Raw genomic sequence first — 19,034 nt, forward strand, 5'->3', positions numbered from 1 at the left:
ATTTGGAAAGCCTGTTAACCCTTCCTTTGGCTGGTGAGGCCAGAGTCAGGATCTTGCAAATTACAGACACTCACCTGTTTGCCGAAAAGCATGAAACGCTGCTGGGAGTGAACACCTGGGACAGCTATCAGTGCATATTGGACGCTATACATGCTGAGTCGACCGACTTCGATCTGATCGTGGCGACAGGCGATTTAGCGCAGGATCAATCCGCTGCGGCGTATCAGCATTTTGCTGAGGGTATCGCAAGCTTTCGTGCGCCTTGCGTCTGGTTACCTGGCAATCATGATTTTCAGCCAGCCATGTACAGCGCCCTGCAGGACGCCGGAATTTCGCCTGCGAAACGCGTCTTCATTGGTGAACAGTGGCAAATTTTGCTGCTCGATAGCCAGGTTTTTGGCGTTCCCCACGGAGAATTAAGTGAGTTCCAGCTTGAATGGCTGGAGCGAAAACTTGCCGATGCGCCTGAACGGAATACCTTGCTGCTTTTGCATCACCACCCACTGCCTTCGGGCTGTAGCTGGCTCGATCAGCACAGCCTGCGCAATGCTGCTGAGCTGGACAACGTGCTGGTGAACTATCCGCGCGTGAAGTATCTGCTGTGTGGGCATATTCATCAGGAGTTGGATCTCGACTGGAACGGTCGCCGCCTGCTGGCTACGCCGTCGACATGCGTGCAGTTCAAGCCGCATTGTGCCAACTTTACGTTAGATACCATTAGTCCCGGCTGGCGTACGCTGGAACTTTTTGCTGATGGTTCGTTGCACACTCAGGTGTGCCGTCTGCCGGGAATTCGGTTCCACCCTGATACCGCTTCAGAAGGCTACTGATGTCTACGCTTCTCTATCTACACGGATTTAATAGCTCTCCTCGCTCGGCGAAGGCGTGTCTGCTGAAAAGCTGGCTGGCAGAGCACCACCCGCACGTTGAGATGATCGTACCGCAGCTGCCACCGTATCCTGCCCAAGCGGCAGAGATGCTGGAATCAATAGTCCTTGAGCATGGCGGAGAGTCGCTGGGGATTGTTGGCTCCTCTTTAGGGGGTTATTACGCCACCTGGCTGTCGCAATGTTTTATGTTGCCTGCGGTGGTGGTGAACCCTGCGGTGCGGCCTTACGAACTGCTGGTCGACTACCTTGGCCAAAACGAGAACCCCTACACGGGCCAGCAATATGTGCTAGAGTCTCGCCATATTTACGATCTTAAAGTCATGCAGATTGACCCGCTGGAGGCGCCGGATTTGCTCTGGCTGCTACAACAAACGGGCGATGAAGTGTTGGACTACCGCCAGGCGGTGGCGTATTACGCCTCCTGCCGTCAAACTGTTATTGAGGGCGGAAACCACGCATTCACAGGCTTCGAAGATTATTTCAACCAGATTGTCGATTTCCTTGGACTGCACAGTTTTTGACGATCAATTCGAATTGCTAATTTAAACCATGACGCAAACTTATAACGCTGATGCCATTGAGGTACTCACTGGGCTTGAGCCGGTTCGCCGCCGCCCGGGGATGTACACAGATACGACTCGTCCTAACCATATGGGGCAGGAAGTTATTGATAACAGTGTGGATGAAGCGCTGGCCGGGCACGCGAAACGTGTCGAGGTTATCCTTCATGCCGATCAATCACTGGAAGTCATTGATGACGGACGTGGCATGCCCGTCGATATCCACCCGGAAGAGGGCGTCCCGGCCATTGAATTGATCCTTTGCCGTTTGCACGCAGGGGGTAAGTTTTCTAACAAAAACTACCAGTTCTCCGGTGGCCTGCACGGCGTGGGGATTTCGGTGGTTAACGCCTTGTCAAAACGTGTTGAAGTGGCCGTTCGTCGTGATGGTCAGATTCACAGTATCGCCTTTGAACACGGTGAAAAGGTCGAAGACCTGCACGTTTCCGGCACCTGTGGAAAGCGCAATACCGGGACCAGCGTGCACTTCTGGCCGGATGAAAGCTTCTTTGACAGCCCACGTTTCTCCGCTTCTCGCCTGAGCCATCTGCTGAAAGCCAAAGCGGTACTCTGCCCGGGCGTGGAGATCATCTTCAAGGATAAGGTCAACGATACCGAACAGACCTGGCGCTACGCCGATGGCCTGACCGACTACCTGAGCGAAGCGGTGAACGGCCTGCCGTTGCTGCCGGAAAAACCCTTTGTCGGGACGTTCTCCGGTGATACGGAAGCGGTGGACTGGGCGCTGCTGTGGCTGCCGGAAGGCGGTGAACTGCTGACCGAAAGCTATGTTAACCTGATCCCAACCATGCAGGGCGGGACGCACGTCAATGGCCTGCGTCAGGGTCTGTTGGATGCGATGCGTGAATTCTGTGAATACCGCAATATCCTGCCGCGCGGCGTGAAGCTGTCGGCGGAGGATATCTGGGATCGCTGCGCCTACGTGCTGTCCGTGAAGATGCAGGATCCACAGTTTGCCGGTCAGACCAAAGAGCGTCTCTCTTCGCGCCAGTGCGCGGCGTTCGTTTCTGGGGTGGTAAAAGATGCCTTTAGCCTGTGGCTGAACCAGAACGTGCAGTCAGCAGAGCTGCTGGCGGAAATGGCGATTTCCAGCGCTCAGCGTCGTCTGCGTGCAGCGAAAAAAGTGGTGCGTAAAAAACTCACCAGCGGTCCGGCACTGCCGGGTAAGCTGGCGGACTGCACCGCACAGGATCTTAACCGCACCGAGCTGTTCCTGGTGGAAGGTGACTCGGCGGGCGGATCGGCCAAGCAGGCGCGCGATCGTGAGTATCAGGCGATCATGCCGCTGAAGGGTAAGATCCTGAACACCTGGGAAGTCTCTTCTGATGAAGTGCTGGCCTCCCAGGAAGTTCACGATATCTCGGTGGCGATCGGCATCGATCCGGACAGCGACGATCTCAGCCAGTTGCGCTACGGCAAGGTGTGTATCCTCGCGGATGCGGACTCCGATGGTCTGCACATTGCTACGCTGCTGTGCGCATTGTTTGTGAAGCACTTCCGCACGTTGGTCAAACACGGACACGTCTACGTAGCGCTGCCGCCGCTGTACCGTATCGACCTCGGGAAAGAAGTGTATTACGCGCTCACGGAAGAAGAGAAAGCGGGCGTACTGGAGCAGCTGAAGCGTAAGAAAGGCAAGCCGAATGTCCAGCGCTTTAAAGGTCTGGGTGAAATGAACCCGATGCAGCTGCGCGAAACCACGCTGGATCCAAATACCCGTCGCCTGGTGCAGCTCATCATTGATGATGAAGACGATCAGCGCACCAACGCCATGATGGATATGCTGCTGGCGAAGAAGCGCTCTGAAGATCGCCGTAACTGGCTGCAGGAGAAAGGCGACCTGGCGGATCTCGAAGGGTAAGCATGATGTTGTGAATGCCGGATAGCGCTTCGCTTATCCGGCCTACATTCGCATTGTGCCCGTAGGCCTGATAAGACGCGTTAGCGTCGCCATCAGGCGTTACGGCTTATGCCGCTTCCTGTACTGTAACGGCGTCTCGCCAATGCCTTTTCCGAAGGCGCTGATAAAATAAGTCACATCAGAAAACCCCACTTTTTGCGCAATCTCTCTGACGCTTGCCTCACTGTGTAACAGCGCCTCGCAGGCTTTTCTCAACCTCAGCGTGTTGAGATACCCGAGGATGCTCTCGCCTGTTTCTACCTGAAAACGCCGAGAAACATAACTTTTTGATTTTCCTAACGCTTGTGCCAGCGTCACCAGGCTAAATTTATGCATGTAGTGCTCATCAAGCCAGAACATCACCTGGCTGGCCATCCCCGTATCACTATCATGCATATTGACGTTATCTTCGGGTAACAGGCTGAATAAATTCAATAACAGGCAGGCAACGTGCTCAGTGTTAAGCGGTTTCTGCGCGGCCAGTTTTGCATAGCGGCTGAACAGAAAATCAATGTGCGTATGGACGTCTGCGGCGTCGATGACCCACGCCTCGCTCCCGCGTACACTCAGGTGTTGCAGATGCTGTTGATGAAGTGGAAAGTCGCGTAACACCTTCAGCACTGCGTGCTGATCGAGATGAATAATGGTCCGCCGATAACGGTCCCGCACCTGCTCGTCGACAAAAATTTTATGCAGCGTAAACGGCGGGAAAAAGAACATCCGCCCTGGACGCATGGTGTATTGCTTATGATCGACCGTCACCACGCCAAACCCTTCTTCCACGTACAACACTTCCAGACACTGATGCCAATGGTGATAACGAACCGTATTGGCAAATAAACGACTGAACGACACCACCGCGTCGTTGAGGGCAATCAGCTCCAGGTACTCTTGAGGGGAAGATAAGTTCATAGTGCAATAAATTTAAACTTTTGCCGGCGAATTCCTGTTTATAAACCCTATTTTTAAATTTCTTCAATCACTGTTTTATTTTAATGTTTGTGGTGTGATTGAAGTAACATTTCTGCTTGTCTGCCATTCACTATTCTTTAGCCACTTAATTCAGAGGGGCAGAGTATGTGGTCGGCAACTGAAGAAAAATCAAATCCATTGTCATCCCGCGAAGACGTTACGCGTGCCGTTAATACCCTTTTACGGGCACTCGACAAGCAATTCCCAGCGGGACAGGCTCAGTTTTCTCTCGGTGATACCTGCGCGCATTACAGCGTGGATATTGCCTGCATGGAAGGGCTTTCCCGAGCGCTGTGGGGGCTATTTCCGCTGATGGCCGGCGGGGCGGATGTGCCGTTTGCCGACAAATATATTCAGGCGATAAAACTCGGCACCGATCCCCACAGCTCGCACTATTGGGGGGATACCGGTCCTTACGATCAGCGTCTGGTCGAGATGGCGGCGTATGGTCTGGGCCTGGCGTTATTGCAGACGCGTTTAACCGGGATGTTCAGCGCAATGGAGCAGGACAATCTGCACCGCTGGTTGAATCAAATTACCGATGCTCAGATGCCGGACAGCAACTGGAACTATTTCGCCATTATCGTGCAGCTTGGCTTTAAACGTGCAGGATTACCGTTTGACCAACAGGCTATCGATCGGCGATTTGAGATGATGGACGCCTACTACCTCGGCGATGGCTGGTATTCCGACGGTCCCGGGCGACCTAAAGATTATTACATCTCCATGGCCTTTCATTTTTATGGCCTGCTGTATGCCACCCTCAGCCCGGAGGACACCCGTCGCGCCGCTACGTTGCGTGAACGTTCCCGGCTGTTTGCCGAGGATTTTATCTTTATGTCTGCCGCCGACGGGGCATCGGTGCCGTTTGGTCGCAGCCTGACCTACCGCTTTGCCATGGTCGCCTTCTGGAGTGCGGTGGCCTTTGCTGAACTGGATGTGTTCTCACCCGGGGTTATCAAAGGGGTGATCCTGCGCCATCTGCGCTGGTGGCAACAGCAGCCGATTTTTGATCGAGACGGCATCCTGACGTTGGGCTTTGCCTATCCAAACCTGGCGATGTGTGAAGACTACAATTCGCCGGGATCGCCGTACTGGGCACTGAAAGTCTTTTTGATCCTCGCGTTACCAGACGATCACGCGTTCTGGCAGGCTGAAGAGTTGCCGCTCCCGGTGCTTGCCGAAAAACGGGTGATTACCCATGCCGGGCAGATCCTGCAACACAGCGAAGATTCTGCGCATGTCACGATGCTGGCGTCAGGCCAGCTTGAGCTGAACAACTATGTGAATACCGAGGCCAAGTACACCAAATTTGCCTACTCCAGCCGTTTTGGCTTCACCATTGAGCGCGGGCGCTACGGCATCAAACATGCGGCGTGCGATTCCATGCTGCTGCTGGCAGATGGCGATAATTACTTCCGTGGACGTCGTCAGTGCGATGACGTTCGCGTTGATGAAAATTATCTCTGGTCCCGTTGGTCGCCGTGGCATGACGTCAGTATTGAGACCTGGCTGGTGCCGTTTGGCGAGTGGCATATTCGTTTGCACCGCATTCACAGTGCGAGAACGCTGCAAACGGTGGAAGGGGGCTTTGCAGTGATGAAGACAGAGCCGCAGCTCAGCGCACGGGGATGTCTGCTGGCAGCGCGTAACGGGACCAGTGCGATTGTGGATCTGTCGCCTGTCATCATCCGCCAGCCGGACAGTGTGGTCACGCCGCCTAACAGCAGCATTATGTTTGCCGAGTGCGCGGCTATTCCGACGCTGACCACCGAGATCCTGCCGGGCGAGAGCTGGCTGTGCTGCGCCGTGAATGCCAGCGGCAAGCAAAAAAACGTGCTCACGGTCCCACTGCTGCAAATTAACCGTAACCAGGTCGTTATTCGCGAACCTGACGGTGCACGTCAGTTGTCGTTCTTTTTATAGCGAGGATGGTATGAAAAAGAGTTCAGCGAGTAACAGAACAGAATATTATAAAATTAGTAGCTTTATTTTTCTTTATTTCTTTACCTGGTCGGCCAGTATTGGTTTGCTGGCCATTTGGTTGGGGCAGAAAGCGCAGTTAAGTGGGACGGTTATCGGTACCGTATTTGCTGTGAACGGTATTTTCTCGGTGATACTGAAGCCGATTTATGGCTATATCCTCGACAGAATCGGTATGAGTAAATACCTGCTCTATTTTGTCGTGATTATGTCGGCATTAATGGCACCGTTTTTTATTTATGTATATCAGCCGCTATTAATCTCCAATACCCTACTGGGTATTATTGTCGGCGCAATTTACTTAAGCTTTGCGTGGTACGCCGGTGTGGCCGCCTGCGAATCCTATTCTGACCGCTACAGTCGTTTAAACGGCATGGAGTTTGGGCAAATCCGCATGTGGGGATCGCTCGGTTGGGCAGTCGCGTCGTCGTTCTCGGGGCTGCTGTTTAACCTCTCTCCGGCGTATAACTTTATGTTAGGTAGCGTGGCGTCGGTGGTAATGCTGATTGTCCTGCTAAGCCTGAAAGTGAACGTAAATTCAGCCAATGCCTCAGAGGTACTGACCAAAGATAAAATCTCTCCTGCGGATGTTTACGCGCTGCTGCGTAACCGCAAATTTTGGGCGTTTTGCCTGTATGTCGCAGGCGTGGCGTGGATGATGTTTATCGCCGAACAGCAATTCTCGCGTTATTTTGTCACCTTCTTTGCTGATGTGCATAAAGGCAATGCGGTATTCGGATATCTGGGCACCGTGCAGTCAGGTATGGAATTTATCATGTATATGGTGATCCCGCTGTTCGTTAACTATATCGGCGCGAAGCGGGGATTGCTGATTGTCGGGGCACTGGTTGGCGCGCGTTTGGTTATCTCCGGACTGTGCGACTCGCATCTGTTAATTTCAGTGCTAAAACCGTTGTATGGCCTGGAAATCTGTTTATTGCTGGTTTCTGTCTTTAAATACATTGCCGAACATTTTGATAAACGCGTCAACGCAACCATGTATTTACTGGGTTATCAGGCGATGCTGTATGTTGGCAACGTGGTGGTGTCTTCACCTGCCGGATTAATGTATGACCGAATTGGTTTTGAAAAGACCTATATCATTATGGGTATTATTGCGCTGACCTTTACGCTGATTTCGGCATTTACGTTATCCGCCTGCCAAAGTAAACGTCGCAATAATACCGCGCTCGATATCGCCGAAAATAACGCGACAAGATAATCTACGTAATAAGGAACCAAAATATGTTAAAGCATATCGTTGAGGAAACGTTGCGCGCTTTTCCTGGTAGCCCGCTTAATACCGCAGCCTTTCAGGAACAAATGAATGGCGCCAGGGAACATGTCCTCGAGCTGCTTAGCCGTCATTTAACGGAATTCGGTGAAGACTTTCCTGCCGAAACCTGCGTCAACGGTTATTACCCGCTGACGGATAATGTGGAGTGGACCACCAGTTTCTGGACTGGGCAACTGTGGCTGGCGTGGGAAATGAGCGGTGAAGCGACATTTCGTGAAATGGCCGAAAAGCACGTGCGCTCATTTGGTTTGCGTATTGCCGGGCGTCATGACACCAACACCCACGACCTGGGCTTCCTGTACACGCTCTCCTGTGTGGCGGCCTGGCGGTTGACGGGCAATCGCGATGCGCGCGGTTTTTCGCTGATGGCGGCAGAAGCGCTGCTCGAACGTTTTCACGAGAAGGCGCAGATCATTCAGGCATGGGGCGATCTCCGCGATCCCGATCAGGCCGGTCGGATGATCATTGACTGCAATATGAACCTGCCGCTGCTGTACTGGGCCAGTGAACAGACGGGCGATCCGCGCTTTGCCAATGCGGCAAAAGCGCACGTGGCGCAGGCGGCGAAATATCTGATCCGTGAAGATGCCTCGACGTTCCATACCTACTACATGGACGTGCAAACCGGCGCGCCGCGCTACGGTAATACCCAGCAGGGTTACGCTGATGATTCATGCTGGTCGCGTGGGCAGGCGTGGGGGATTTATGGTTTTCTGTTGAGCTATATCTATACCGGCGATCGCGAGATGGTGCAGCTGTCGAAAAAACTGGCCAACTACTTTCTCAATCGCCTGCCGGATGATGCCGTTTGTCACTGGGATCTGGCGCTGGTGGGCACCGATGCGCTGCGTGATTCTTCTTCGGCGGCCATTGCGGTATGTGGCCTGCTGGAGTTGATTAAACACCTGCCGGTGACCGATCCAGATCGTGAACGTTATCAACAGTGGGCGATGGGGATCATGTCATCGCTGACGCAGCATTATCTGATGGGCAAAGATGAGAAGGGCAACGGGCTACTGAAACACTCGGTTTACCATCTTGCGAGCAATAAAGGGGTCGATGAGTGCGCAAGCTGGGGAGATTACTTTTACGTTGAGGCGTTAACCCGTTTTACGCAGTGCTGGAAGTTGTACTGGTAAGTTTATTGGCCCGGTTGCACTGTGCTTACCGGGCTTACAGATCGTGTGTAGACCGGATACGTCGCGGGCGACGTCATCCGGTACATCAACAACCTTAAATACCTGACTCCAGAATACGAATGCTCATGTCCAGCACATCACCTTTCACGGCTTCGCTGTAAGCTTTCATATGCGGGGTTTGCAAATGCGCTTCAAGGTGCGCAATGCTTTCCCACTGTTCAATCATCACGATTGAATCCGGCGCTGTGGTTTGAAAACTCACACCTGCGGCGTGATCGACCATCGGCGCGTAGCCATGACAGCCTTCTTCCTTCAGGACGGTTGGAACGATTTTAGCAAACTGATCCAGCACCGCCTGGCGGTGGTGTTGACCTGGACGTGTACGGATTTCTGCAATAACGGTAAGCATGGTTAACTCCTTCTAATTCCAGGTAACTAGTTAACCAAAAATCTCGGTCAGATGCTTGCGATATTCTGCGATATAACGCGGGACATCCGGCATTTTAATCACATCATTGGTGATAAAAGTCGGCAGCGCTTCCATACCTAAAAACTGGTTTGCTTTATGGAACGGCAGATAAACGCCATCAACGCCGACGCCGTGGAAGAACTGATCTTTGTCAGTAAAGGCTTCCATCGGTGCATTCCAGGTCAGGGACAACATGTATTTTTTGCCCTGAATCAGGCCGCCAGAACCGTATTTTTTAGTGGCATCAGAACGTGTGCGACCATCGCTGGCGTACAGCGTACCGTGCCCTGCAGTGAACACATCATCGATGTATTTTTTCACTGTCCACGGTGCACCCATCCACCAGCCCGGCATTTGCCAAATAACGGCGTCAGCCCAGACAAAGTTCTGCACTTCTGTTTGTACGTCGTAATCGCTGTCTGCGCGCACGACTCTAACATCATGTCCGAGGTCGCGCAGGATACCGTCCGCGACCTCGGTCAGGGTGTCATTCAACTGACCATTGGAATGGCCGAATTTTTTAGCGCCATTGATAATCAGAATGTTGCTCATGTTGTGTCCTCAAAGAATTATGTTTGAGGGCGATTTTACGCCGATGATCGGTGCGGTGAAATTAGCAAAATGTGCAAAGTCTTTTGCTGGTAGCGCAATAATTCAACGCTACCAACTGATTTTGGCTTCAAATCCACCTTCCGCGGCGTTGGCGAATGACACGGACATACCGTGCAACGTCGCAATACGCCGGACGATTGACAGGCCCAGCCCACTGCCGGTCGCGTTTTGTCCCGGTGGACGATAGAAACGCTCACCAATGTGCAGTAATACCTCTGGCGCAACGCCCGGACCGTTATCTTTGACGCTGAAACAGTGGTTGTTGAGCGTCACGTCCACGACGCTACCCTGCGGGCTGTAGCGGATTGCATTATCCAGCAGATTGCGGACCATCAGGCTAAGCAACAGCGGTTGGCCGGTGCGTTTAACGTCGTGAGCGTTAATCTGCAAGCGCACGTCGATGTGGGCCTGCTGTGCCGGGTGGTAGATATCCATGACGGCGGATTGCAGCAACTCTTCGAGTGAGATATCGGCGACATCCTGAAGATTGTTGAGCGAATCGAGACGCGAAAGCGTCAGCAGCTGATCGACCAGGCGAGTGGCGCGGTCAATTCCCGTCTGCATCTGCATTAGCGCTTTTTGTCGTGACTGCGGGTCATCGTCAGACAGTTGCGCCACTTCGGTTTGAACCTTGAGCGCCGTCAGCGGGCTACGCAGTTCGTGCGCGGCATCTGAGGTAAAGCGCCGCTCGCGTACCATGGTGGTGTGAATACGGGTAAACAGCTGATTGAGCGACTCAACCAGTGGGCGAACCTCGCCGGGAATGCCTTTCAGGCTCAGCGGTTCTTCAGATTCCGGATCGCGCAAACGTAAAGCCTGCGCCAGCTTTTTCAGCGGCTTAAGTTCAAGACTTAACAGTACAATCAGGATCAGCAGCATCAACGGCAGGGCGACCAGCCACGGCACCAGCTGGGCCGTCACAATCGCCAGCGCCATATCTTCGCGGTATTCCCACTCCTGACCGACCACGACCCGGTACTTTTTATCTGCTGAAGTCAGCCAGATAAAGCGCCATTTATCGTTGTCACCGTTCAGATATCCGTCGTCAAACCCTTCCCGGCGATAGCTATAGGGAATGTACTGACCATTGTCGCCGTCGTGCAGAACCATTTTTCCGTCCGGGGTGTAGACCGCAAAGGTCAGCACATCGTCGTCAATATGGCCGTGTTTGAATTTCTTTGGCGTTTGGGCAAAGCGCTCAGAGGCTTTTAGTTCGTCAAGATCCAGCGTGACCAGCCGTTTGGCAAACAGCATCAGCTGTGTGTCAAACATCTCGTCGACGTTATCGGTGGTTTGCTTCCAGGCGACAAAACTGGAAATCAGCCAGGTCACCAGCACCAAAATGGTGAAGATAAGCGTTAGCCTGACGCGCAGGCTGAGGCGTTGTGTGAATTTCATGCATCACCCAGGGTGTAACCAATACCGTGCACGGTGCGGATAAAATCACTGCCGAGCTTACGGCGTAAGTGATGGACGTGCACTTCAACCGCATTGCTGGAGACGTTTTCGTCCCAGTTATACAGTTTTTCTTCAATGTGTTTACGGGGCAGGACGCGCCCTTTATTACGCATCAGCAGTTCCAACAGTGCGAACTCCTTCGGCTTGAGCGACAATGGCTCGCCTGCGAACGTGGCGACCAGTGCGCCGGGATTAAGCGTCACCTGACCGTGGCGTAGTTCGCTGGTAGCCTGACCGCTGGCGCGACGTACCAGCGCTTCCAGTCGGGCGGCCACTTCAATCAGTGCAAAGGGTTTACACAGGTAGTCATCCGCACCGAGGCGCAGACCTTCCACACGTTCTGCCAGCGCGTCGCGGGCCGTTAAAATCAGCACCGGCTCCTGTTTTCCTTTTGTGCGCCATTCGCGCAGGATATCGCGGCCGTCAATACCCGGCAGCGTCAGGTCGAGGATCACCGCGTCATAAGGCGCACTGTAAAGCGCCTCTTTACCCTGACGACCTTCGGTAAACCAGTCGATGGTGAACCCCATTTTACTCAGACCCGTTTTCAGACCGTCGCCAATCAACGCGTCATCTTCTACCAGTAAAATACGCATATGTTCTTCCCTGCGCTCACTCAGTTGGCAGCCAGTAAACCTTGTGGCAACCGGGGATGTACAGCAAAAAAATAATCTTTTTTTGCCTTAAGAAGTTGTTAAGGATTAACTTATTAAATAGTCGTGAAACAACATGATAAGGGAGACATGAAGATGAAAAAATTAGCTGCAATGGTTGCCGTGATGGCACTGTGTTCCACCCCTGTTCTGGCAGCGCAGCAGGGCGGCTTCTCTGGCCCAACGGCGACGCAAAGCCAGGCGGGCGGATTTGTGGGTCCGAATGGCAGCAGTACGACGGTAGAAAGTGCAAAATCGCTGCGTGATGATGCCTGGGTTACCCTGCGCGGTAATATCGTCGAGCGTATCTCCGACGATCTGTACCTGTTTAAAGATGCTTCTGGCACGGTGAACGTGGATATCGACCACAAGCGCTGGAACGGTTTAACCGTCACGCCGCAGGATGTCGTAGAAATCCAGGGCGAAGTGGATAAAGACTGGAACTCCGTTGAAATCGACGTAAAACAGATTACCAAAGTCACCAAATAATCCCCATCAGGGCCGCGTTCGCGGCCCTTTTCTTTGTGACTCAACTCGCCAGATAGGGTAGTATCTGCGGCAATATTGCCTGACGAATACCGGGTATTGTTCGGGCTAACAGTTGAGGAACCACGATTAATGAGCGATATGGCAGAGCGCCTTGCGCTGCATGAATTCACGGAAAACGCCTATCTGAACTATTCCATGTACGTCATCATGGACAGGGCGTTGCCGTTTATTGGTGATGGTCTGAAACCCGTTCAGCGACGCATCGTTTACGCGATGTCCGAACTGGGGCTGAATGCCAGCGCCAAATTTAAAAAATCCGCCCGTACCGTCGGCGACGTACTGGGTAAATACCACCCACACGGCGACAGCGCCTGCTATGAAGCGATGGTGCTGATGGCGCAGCCGTTCTCTTACCGTTATCCGCTGGTTGACGGGCAGGGGAACTGGGGGGCACCGGACGATCCGAAATCGTTCGCGGCGATGCGTTATACCGAATCTCGACTGTCTAAATATGCGGAACTGCTGCTGGGGGAACTCGGCCAGGGGACGTCGGACTGGGTGCCAAACTTCGACGGCACCATGCAGGAGCCGAAGATGCTGCCTGCGCGTTTGCCGAATATTCTGCTGAACGGCACCACCGGTATTGCGGTCGGCATGGCAACGGACATTCCGCCACATAACCTGCGTGAAGTGGCAAAAGCGGCGATTACGCTGATTGAGCAGCCGAAAACGACGCTGGATCAGCTGCTGGATATCGTCCAGGGACCGGATTACCCGACTGAAGCCGAAATCATTACCCCGCGTGCAGAAATTCGTAAGATTTACGAAAACGGACGTGGCTCCGTGCGTATGCGTGCGGTCTGGACCAAAGAAGATGGCGCGGTGGTGATTTCCGCGCTGCCACATCAGGTTTCCGGTGCCAAAGTGCTGGAACAGATTGCCGCCCAGATGCGCAATAAAAAGCTGCCGATGGTGGACGATCTGCGCGATGAGTCAGATCACGAAAACCCGACCCGTCTGGTGATCGTGCCGCGCTCCAACCGTGTGGATATGGAGCAGGTGATGAACCACCTGTTTGCCACCACCGATCTGGAAAAAAGCTACCGCATCAACCTGAACATGATTGGCCTCGACGGTCGCCCGGCGGTGAAAAACCTGCTGGAGATCCTCACCGAATGGCTGGCGTTCCGCCGCGATACTGTGCGTCGTCGTCTGAACTATCGTCTGGAAAAAGTCCTCAAGCGCCTGCACATCCTCGAAGGTTTGCTGGTGGCGTTCCTCAACATTGACGAAGTGATTGAAATTATTCGTCATGAAGATGAACCGAAGCCTGAGCTGATGTCGCGGTTTGGCATTTCTGAAACCCAGGCTGAAGCCATCCTCGAACTGAAGTTGCGTCATCTTGCCAAACTTGAAGAGATCAAAATTCGTGGCGAGCAGGACGAGCTGGCGAAAGAACGCGATCAGCTGCAGGGCATTCTGGCCTCTGAGCGCAAGATGAGTAACCTGCTGAAGAAAGAGCTGCAGGCAGACTCAGATGCCTATGGCGACGATCGCCGTTCTCCGCTGAAAGAGCGCGAAGAAGCGAAGGCGATGAGCGAGCACGACATGCTGCCGTCTGAGCCGGTCACCATTGTACTGTCGCAAAGCGGCTGGGTGCGTAGCGCCAAAGGCCATGATATTGATGCGCCGGGCTTAAGCTATAAGGCGGGTGACAGCTACAAGGCCGCGGTGAAGGGCAAGAGCAACCAGCCGGTGGTGTTCGTGGATTCAACCGGGCGCAGCTATGCCATCGACCCGATTACGCTGCCGTCGGCACGTGGTCAGGGTGAACCGCTGACCGGTAAGCTGACGCTACCGCCGGGAGCGACGGTTGAGCATATGCTGATGGAAAGTGATGACCAGAAACTGCTGATGGCCTCCGATGCTGGCTACGGTTTCGTCTGCACCTTCAATGACTTAGTGGCGCGAAACCGTGCGGGTAAGGCATTGATTACGTTACCGGAGAACGCGCATGTGATGCCGCCGGTGGTGCTTGAAGATGAAAGCGACATGCTGCTGGCGATCACCCATGCCGGGCGTATGCTGATGTTCCCGGTCAGTGACCTGCCGCAATTGTCGAAAGGGAAAGGGAACAAGATCATCAACATTCCGTCTGCAGAAGCGGCGAAAGGGGATGATGGGCTGGCGCACCTCTACGTGTTGCCGCCGCAAAGTACGCTGACCATTCACGTTGGTAAACGCAAAATTAAACTGCGTCCTGAAGAACTGCAGAAGGTGACCGGCGAGCGTGGGCGTCGCGGTACGCTGATGCGCGGTTTACAGCGCATCGACCGTATCGAAATTGACTCGCCACGACGTGCCGGTCAGGGCGACAGCGAAGAATAACGCTGTCGTCTGACTCTCCCTGCTTTTACGCAGGGAGAGTCAACATTAAAAATTCCCGTGAAACCGTTGTTTATTCGTGCATTGCGATTAACAATACGCTTTTCCAGAGAGCCGCTCTTAACAAAGCCCTAACCTGACGCAGGGTTCTGCATCCGGTGACGTAAAATGCCAGGCTCTTAGGCCTTAGAGGTTGTTATGCTATATATTTTTCGTTTATTCATTACCGTAATTTACTGCATTCTGGTCTGTTTTTTTGGTTGTATATATTGTCTGTTCAGCCCACGAAATCCAAAACACGTCTCGACGTTTGGCCATATGTTTGGTCGACTGGCCCCCCTGTACGGCCTGAAGGTGGAATGCCGCATGCCGCCGGACGCAAAGGACTACGGCAACGCTATCTATATTTGTAACCACCAGAATAACTATGACATGGTTACCGCCGCGAAGATCGTGCAACCACCGACGGTTACGGTCGGTAAAAAAAGCCTGCTGTGGATCCCGTTCTTCGGCCTGCTGTACTGGCTCACCGGTAACCTGTTGATCGACAGAAACAATCGCGCCAAAGCGCACAGCACCATTGCGACGGTCGTTAATCATTTTAAAAAACGTCGTATCTCTATCTGGATGTTCCCGGAAGGTACGCGTAGCCGTGGCCGTGGTCTGCTGCCGTTTAAAACTGGCGCGTTTCATGCGGCAATTGCCGCGGGTGTTCCGGTGATCCCGGTGTGCGTCTCAACGACCTCAAATAAGATTAAACTTAACCGATTAAATAATGGTCTGGCGATCGTCGAGATGTTACCGCCAGTAGATATCAGCCACTATGGTAAGGATCAGGTTCGTGAACTGGCCGCGCATTGCCGCACGTTAATGGAACAAAAAATCGCCGAACTCGACAAAGAAGTTGCCGAGCGTGAAGCTACCGGTAAGGTGTGATTCGCGCCATCCGAGTTTGTTACAGGAAATACTTTCCTGCGTGTTAATCGCCAGTTTTACATGGAGCTTATATGTCACTCAGTCGGCGTCAGTTCATTCAGACATCGGGGATCGCACTGTGTGCAGGTGCTATTCCGCTGAAGGCTAATGCTGCCGGTCAGCAACAACCGTTACCTGTTCCACCGCTGCTGGAGTCTCGCCGTGGACAGCCGCTATTTATGACCCTGCAACGCGCTCACTGGTCCTTTACGCAAGGCACCCGCGCGCCGGTCTGGGGGATTAACGGGCGTTACCTGGGGCCGACCATCCGCGTCTGGAAAGGGGATGACGTCAAGCTTATTTACAGCAACCGTCTTACCGAGAATGTTTCAATGACCGTCGCCGGGCTGCAGGTTCCTGGCCCACTGATGGGCGGGCCGGCACGCATGATGTCACCGAATGCGGACTGGGCGCCGGTATTGCCCATTCGCCAGGACGCCGCCACGTTGTGGTATCACGCCAATACGCCGAACCGTACCGCGCAGCAGGTCTATAACGGTCTGGCTGGTATGTGGCTGATTGAAGATGAAGTCAGTAAGTCGCTGCCAATTCCCAACCATTATGGCGTGGATGATTTTCCGGTTATTATTCAGGACAAGCGCCTGGATAACTTCGGCACGCCTGAATACAGCGAGCCGGGTAGCGGCGGGTTTGTTGGTGATACGCTATTGGTTAACGGGGCACAAAGCCCGTATGTGGAAGTGTCTCGCGGCTGGGTGCGTTTGCGTTTACTCAATGCGTCGAACTCGCGTCGTTACCAGCTGCAAATGAGTGACGGTCGTGCGCTGCATGTGATTTCCGGCGATCAGGGCTTTTTACCCGCGCCGGTTTCGGTGAAGCAACTCTCGCTGGCCCCGGGTGAACGTCGTGAGATTTTGGTGGACATGACCAACGGCGATGAAGTGTCGATCACCTGTGGTGAGGCGGCCAGCATTGTCGACCGGATCCGCGGCTTCTTCGAGCCCTCCAGTATTCTGATTTCCACGCTGGTACTGACCCTGCGCCCGACCGGGCTGCTGCCGCTGGTGACCGACAATCTGCCGATGCGTTTGTTGCCTACGGAAATTTTAAGCGGCTCACCGATTCGCAGTCGTGAGATCAGCCTTGATGACGATCCCGGCATTAATGGGCAGTTGTGGGATGTAAACCGCATGGACATTACCGCTCAGCAGGGATCCTGGGAGCGCTGGACGGTGCGGGCGGATATGCCGCAGTCTTTCCATATCGAAGGCGTCTCTTTCCTGATCCGCAATGTGAACGGCGCGATGCCGTTCCCGGAAGACCGGGGCTGGAAAGATACCGTTTGGGTGGATGGTCAGGTTGAGCTGCTGGTGTATTACGGACAGCCTTCCTGGGCGCATTTCCCGTTCTACTTTAACAGCCAGACGCTGGAAATGGCCGATCGTGGCTCGATCGGACAGATGCTGGTGAACCCGGCGCCATAATGTGCCGGGCAGGCTATTACGCCCGCCAGAACATGCGCGAGAAAAGGATCAAAATGGGGTAGATTTCCAGACGCCCCATGATCATGGCCGCGCACATCAACAGCTTTGCCTCTTCGTTTAAAGTACCAAACGTGACCGCCGTGACGCCAAATCCCAGCCCCATATTATTGATACAGGCCGCGGCGGTGGCGAACGAGGAAAAGAGATCGTAGCCCATCAGATTAAGCGCCCAGACGAAAAAACTGGTAAACAAAGCATAGAGAAAAAAGAAGCTCCACACTGAGCGGATCACGCGCTCGTTAACCACGCTATTACCCACTTTGATATTCAGTAATGCACGAGGATGGGCCAGTTGGTGTAATTCCTGTCGGCACTGCTTGAACATAATTAAAAAACGCAGCGCCTTAATACCCCCGCAGGTCGAACCGATACACCCCCCGAAGAAACTGGCGATGAGAAGCATGAAGATAGTATGTGAAGGCCACTGGGCGTAATCCGCCGTCGACAGGCCGTTGTCTGTGAGCATTGAGCTTGCCAGAAAAAAAGCATGCACCAGACTGTCCGTTAAATTGTACATACCTGCCCGCCAGACCTGCCAGGTGGCTATCAGGGTGATCACCAGCGCAATGATCAGAAACAGCTGCAGTTCGGCATTACGGCGAAAAGGCTTGAAGGTCCGTTTGACAATGGCGACGTACCAGAGGGTGAAGTTAAAGGCAGATAGCAGCGAAAACAGCCCGGCGACAAGCTCAATGGCGTGGCTGTTATAAAAACCGATACTTTCGCTTCGGGTGGAGAACCCACCGAGGGAGACTGTCGAAAGCCCATGGCATAACGCATCGAAAAACGACATGCCGGCAATCCAGTAGGCCAGCGTACAAACAAACCCCAGGGTGACATAGGTTAGCCACAGCGTACGTGCGGTATCGGCAAGTCGTGGGGTCAGGCGTTCTTCTTTAAACGGCCCTGGCATTTCAGACTGATACAGCTTCATGCCGCCGATCCCCAGCAGCGGCAGGACGGCAACGGCGAGGACGATAACGCCAAGACCGCCGATGAAATTGAGCTGTGCCCGATAATACAGATAAGATCTGGGCATCGCGCCGACATCGTCAATGACCGTCGCCCCGGTGGTGGTAATACCGGAGACGCCTTCAAACAGGGCGTCGGCAAAGGAGAGATTTAACCCGTCTTCCATCCACATCGGCATGGCGCTGATGAATGAAAAAAGTAGCCAAAAAAGAACGATGATGACGAACCCATCGCGGGTTCGTAGCTGAATGCCCGCACGTTTTGTCGCCAGCCAGGCACCGCCGCCGAGGGAAAAAAAAACGGCAAAGGTGCTCAAAAAAGCAAAATAACTCCGTTCTTTGTTCAGCAAGGCGATGGCCATCGGCGGCAGCATAGAGAAGCTGTACAGGAGAACCAGAAATCCGCACAGGTGAAGAACAACCCGCAGCTGGGAAATATTAAGTGATTCGTTGCGATGCAATGGAAAATCCCCCGCCAAAAAGACCTGGTACGGCTGGCAAGACATGATGTCAATTATGATATACCCGTCATACTTCAAGTAGCATGTGCGTTAGCTATGTTCGTTCACCCCAGTCACATAGTTATCTATGCTCCTGGAGATTAATGAGGGACATCCATGTCCCTCACCGGAGGCCAGCCTTTGGCTGTTCAAATTCTTTCCTGACGAATTTGTCACTCACTTGCCGCCTTCATGCAACTCGAATTATTTTGGGTATAGATAAAAGTAGGCGTAGTAAAATTTAACAATTTATTT

At 53.4% G+C, this 19,034-nt stretch carries 16 protein-coding genes; 10 read left to right on the forward strand and 6 right to left on the reverse strand.

The window, feature by feature from the left end:
* Positions 1-2 precede the first annotated feature (2 nt).
* Genes cpdA through parE form a run of 3 tightly spaced genes read left to right on the forward strand, consistent with a single transcriptional unit; the run spans position 3 to position 3,332 of the window.
* Positions 3-830 (forward strand): 3',5'-cyclic-AMP phosphodiesterase, encoded by an 828-nt coding sequence (gene cpdA / locus IB214_RS03330; RefSeq protein ID WP_115257471.1) that lies wholly within the window; start codon positions 3-5, stop codon positions 828-830.
* A complete protein-coding gene (gene yqiA / locus IB214_RS03335) occupies positions 830-1,411 on the forward strand; it encodes an esterase YqiA (protein WP_115257472.1) in 582 nt (193 codons plus the stop codon). Before cpdA ends, yqiA begins: the two co-directional genes overlap by 1 nt.
* Positions 1,412-1,439: 28 nt before the next feature.
* A complete protein-coding gene (gene parE, locus IB214_RS03340; protein WP_096755648.1) occupies positions 1,440-3,332 on the forward strand; it encodes a DNA topoisomerase IV subunit B in 1,893 nt (630 codons plus the stop codon).
* A gap of 99 nt (positions 3,333-3,431) precedes the next feature.
* On the opposite strand, the gene IB214_RS03345 is transcribed toward parE, so the two are convergent.
* Positions 3,432-4,283 carry an AraC family transcriptional regulator gene (locus IB214_RS03345; RefSeq protein WP_117342680.1) on the reverse strand — a complete coding sequence of 284 codons (852 nt, stop codon included), beginning with the start codon at positions 4,281-4,283 and terminating at the stop codon, positions 3,432-3,434.
* A 165-nt stretch (positions 4,284-4,448) separates the two neighbouring features.
* Between IB214_RS03345 and IB214_RS03350 the strand changes: the two genes are divergently transcribed.
* Genes IB214_RS03350 through IB214_RS03360 form a run of 3 tightly spaced genes read left to right on the forward strand, consistent with a single transcriptional unit; the run spans position 4,449 to position 8,762 of the window.
* Entirely contained in the window at positions 4,449-6,269 is a 1,821-nt protein-coding gene (locus IB214_RS03350) for a DUF2264 domain-containing protein (protein WP_117342679.1), read from the forward strand.
* Positions 6,270-6,279: 10 nt separating this feature from the next.
* Entirely contained in the window at positions 6,280-7,548 is a 1,269-nt protein-coding gene (locus IB214_RS03355) for an oligosaccharide MFS transporter (protein WP_096755651.1), read from the forward strand.
* A 23-nt stretch (positions 7,549-7,571) separates the two neighbouring features.
* Positions 7,572-8,762 carry a glycoside hydrolase family 88 protein gene (locus IB214_RS03360; RefSeq protein ID WP_117342678.1) on the forward strand — a complete coding sequence of 397 codons (1,191 nt, stop codon included), beginning with the start codon at positions 7,572-7,574 and terminating at the stop codon, positions 8,760-8,762.
* A gap of 94 nt (positions 8,763-8,856) precedes the next feature.
* On the opposite strand, the gene IB214_RS03365 is transcribed toward IB214_RS03360, so the two are convergent.
* The 4 genes from IB214_RS03365 to qseB form a co-directional block, all read right to left on the reverse strand.
* Positions 8,857-9,171 carry a putative quinol monooxygenase gene (locus IB214_RS03365; RefSeq protein ID WP_096755653.1) on the reverse strand — a complete coding sequence of 105 codons (315 nt, stop codon included), beginning with the start codon at positions 9,169-9,171 and terminating at the stop codon, positions 8,857-8,859.
* Between the two features lie 30 nt (positions 9,172-9,201).
* Positions 9,202-9,783 (reverse strand): NAD(P)H-dependent oxidoreductase, encoded by a 582-nt coding sequence (locus IB214_RS03370; RefSeq protein WP_117342677.1) that lies wholly within the window; start codon positions 9,781-9,783, stop codon positions 9,202-9,204.
* 108 nt (positions 9,784-9,891) lie between these two features.
* Positions 9,892-11,241 (reverse strand): quorum sensing histidine kinase QseC, encoded by a 1,350-nt coding sequence (qseC, locus tag IB214_RS03375; RefSeq protein WP_115257478.1) that lies wholly within the window; start codon positions 11,239-11,241, stop codon positions 9,892-9,894.
* On the reverse strand, positions 11,238-11,897 hold the full coding sequence (gene qseB / locus IB214_RS03380; RefSeq protein WP_096755656.1) for a quorum sensing response regulator transcription factor QseB: 660 nt from the start codon (positions 11,895-11,897) through the stop codon (positions 11,238-11,240). Before qseB ends, qseC begins: the two co-directional genes overlap by 4 nt.
* A gap of 153 nt (positions 11,898-12,050) precedes the next feature.
* On the opposite strand from qseB, the gene IB214_RS03385 reads away from it, so the two are divergent.
* The 4 genes from IB214_RS03385 to ftsP all read left to right on the forward strand — a co-directional run bounded on the left by IB214_RS03385 (position 12,051) and on the right by ftsP (position 17,248).
* The gene (locus tag IB214_RS03385; RefSeq protein WP_117342676.1) at positions 12,051-12,443 is read left to right on the forward strand and encodes a YgiW/YdeI family stress tolerance OB fold protein; all 393 of its coding nucleotides are present in this window, start codon (positions 12,051-12,053) and stop codon (positions 12,441-12,443) included.
* Positions 12,444-12,572: 129 nt separating this feature from the next.
* Positions 12,573-14,831 (forward strand): DNA topoisomerase IV subunit A, encoded by a 2,259-nt coding sequence (gene parC, locus IB214_RS03390; protein ID WP_096755658.1) that lies wholly within the window; start codon positions 12,573-12,575, stop codon positions 14,829-14,831.
* Between the two features lie 195 nt (positions 14,832-15,026).
* On the forward strand, positions 15,027-15,764 hold the full coding sequence (plsC, locus tag IB214_RS03395) for a 1-acylglycerol-3-phosphate O-acyltransferase (protein ID WP_117342675.1): 738 nt from the start codon (positions 15,027-15,029) through the stop codon (positions 15,762-15,764).
* A 71-nt stretch (positions 15,765-15,835) separates the two neighbouring features.
* The gene (gene ftsP, locus IB214_RS03400) at positions 15,836-17,248 is read left to right on the forward strand and encodes a cell division protein FtsP (protein WP_115257481.1); all 1,413 of its coding nucleotides are present in this window, start codon (positions 15,836-15,838) and stop codon (positions 17,246-17,248) included.
* A gap of 16 nt (positions 17,249-17,264) precedes the next feature.
* Here ftsP and IB214_RS03405 read toward each other — a convergent pair whose 3' ends face one another.
* Positions 17,265-18,740 carry a TrkH family potassium uptake protein gene (locus tag IB214_RS03405; RefSeq protein ID WP_115257482.1) on the reverse strand — a complete coding sequence of 492 codons (1,476 nt, stop codon included), beginning with the start codon at positions 18,738-18,740 and terminating at the stop codon, positions 17,265-17,267.
* Positions 18,741-19,034 lie beyond the last annotated feature (294 nt).

Origin of the sequence: Citrobacter sp. C1 (genome assembly GCF_014596895.2) — a bacterium.
Classification (GTDB): Bacteria; Pseudomonadota; Gammaproteobacteria; order Enterobacterales; family Enterobacteriaceae; genus Citrobacter; species Citrobacter gillenii.

What these genes read in the sequence shown, in the direction of transcription:
- IB214_RS03365 (WP_096755653.1), bottom strand. Translation starts at nt 9,171, where the DNA reads ATGCTTACCGTTATTGCAGAAATCCGTACACGTCCAGGTCAACACCAC.
- IB214_RS03350 (WP_117342679.1), top strand. Translation starts at nt 4,449, where the DNA reads ATGTGGTCGGCAACTGAAGAAAAATCAAATCCATTGTCATCCCGCGAA.
- IB214_RS03360 (WP_117342678.1), top strand. Translation starts at nt 7,572, where the DNA reads ATGTTAAAGCATATCGTTGAGGAAACGTTGCGCGCTTTTCCTGGTAGC.
- IB214_RS03345 (WP_117342680.1), bottom strand. Translation starts at nt 4,283, where the DNA reads ATGAACTTATCTTCCCCTCAAGAGTACCTGGAGCTGATTGCCCTCAAC.
- parE (WP_096755648.1), top strand. Translation starts at nt 1,440, where the DNA reads ATGACGCAAACTTATAACGCTGATGCCATTGAGGTACTCACTGGGCTT.
- qseB (WP_096755656.1), bottom strand. Translation starts at nt 11,897, where the DNA reads ATGCGTATTTTACTGGTAGAAGATGACGCGTTGATTGGCGACGGTCTG.
- IB214_RS03370 (WP_117342677.1), bottom strand. Translation starts at nt 9,783, where the DNA reads ATGAGCAACATTCTGATTATCAATGGCGCTAAAAAATTCGGCCATTCC.
- ftsP (WP_115257481.1), top strand. Translation starts at nt 15,836, where the DNA reads ATGTCACTCAGTCGGCGTCAGTTCATTCAGACATCGGGGATCGCACTG.
- parC (WP_096755658.1), top strand. Translation starts at nt 12,573, where the DNA reads ATGAGCGATATGGCAGAGCGCCTTGCGCTGCATGAATTCACGGAAAAC.
- IB214_RS03355 (WP_096755651.1), top strand. Translation starts at nt 6,280, where the DNA reads ATGAAAAAGAGTTCAGCGAGTAACAGAACAGAATATTATAAAATTAGT.
- plsC (WP_117342675.1), top strand. Translation starts at nt 15,027, where the DNA reads ATGCTATATATTTTTCGTTTATTCATTACCGTAATTTACTGCATTCTG.
- qseC (WP_115257478.1), bottom strand. Translation starts at nt 11,241, where the DNA reads ATGAAATTCACACAACGCCTCAGCCTGCGCGTCAGGCTAACGCTTATC.
- yqiA (WP_115257472.1), top strand. Translation starts at nt 830, where the DNA reads ATGTCTACGCTTCTCTATCTACACGGATTTAATAGCTCTCCTCGCTCG.
- IB214_RS03385 (WP_117342676.1), top strand. Translation starts at nt 12,051, where the DNA reads ATGAAAAAATTAGCTGCAATGGTTGCCGTGATGGCACTGTGTTCCACC.